Genomic DNA, 784 nt, shown 5'->3' on the forward strand with positions numbered 1-784 from the left:
CGAAAGCTTGGTAGAACTTACTGATATACCTATACTCTTAATACAACTCTTTTATATGGCGAATTGAATAATAATGAATACAAGCACTCAAGATTCTCACTTAGTAATTTCAAGTATTGGCACTGACCAACCAGGCATCGTAAATCAGCTCGCAAAGGCTTGCGCAGAAGCTCAATGCAATATCGTGGATAGTCGCATGACCGTTCTTGGTGGAGAGTTTGCCGTCATCATGATGATCTCTGGCCAGCCGAACAGCATTACAAAATTAGAAGAGGCCCTTCCTGCACTTTCCGATGAGCTCGGCCTAACAACCACAATAAAACACACGGTGGCACGTCCAAGTGCGCAAGCTTTCTCGTATACCGTAGACGTGGTCGCCCTCGACAACCCTGGAATCGTTCATGAAATCGCGCAGTTTTTCTCATCTGCACAAATCAATATTGATGATCTTTCCACAGGAACATATAGCGCGCCACACACTGGAACCCAAATGTTCAACCTAAATATGCTAATCCGCATTCCTGCCGACACGCATATTGCTAGCTTGCGCGAAAACTTTATCGACTTCTGTGACGACAGAAATCTCGATGCTGTCATCGAACCGCAACGCTAACAAGACTTTGGTAAACGCTTTATAACAAGGAGACTTTTTGTGACTCATCCAACCGTCGGCGAAACCGCGCCAAATTTTTCGCTGAGCAATCAAGACGGCGACGTAATTAACTTGTCAGATTACAAAGACAAAAGCGCTGTTGTTGTGTTTTTTTATCCTAAAGCAATGACG

2 protein-coding genes are annotated in these 784 nt (G+C 44.3%); both read left to right on the top strand.

Features of this window, described 5'->3' with window-relative positions; translation table 11 throughout:
- Positions 1–73: 73 nt before the first annotated feature.
- The gene (locus tag A3762_RS04170) at positions 74–613 is read left to right on the top strand and encodes a glycine cleavage system protein R (RefSeq protein ID WP_068476774.1); all 540 of its coding nucleotides are present in this window, start codon (positions 74–76) and stop codon (positions 611–613) included.
- 39 nt (positions 614–652) lie between these two features.
- Positions 653–784: redoxin domain-containing protein (locus A3762_RS28585; RefSeq protein ID WP_156493226.1), on the top strand; the 132-nt coding region annotated here is incomplete at its 3' end.

The organism is Oleiphilus sp. HI0125, assembly GCF_001635355.1.

Excerpts from the sequence above, each read along its gene's own strand:
- A3762_RS04170 (WP_068476774.1), top strand. The coding sequence starts at position 74 with ATGAATACAAGCACTCAAGATTCTCACTTAGTAATTTCAAGTATTGGC.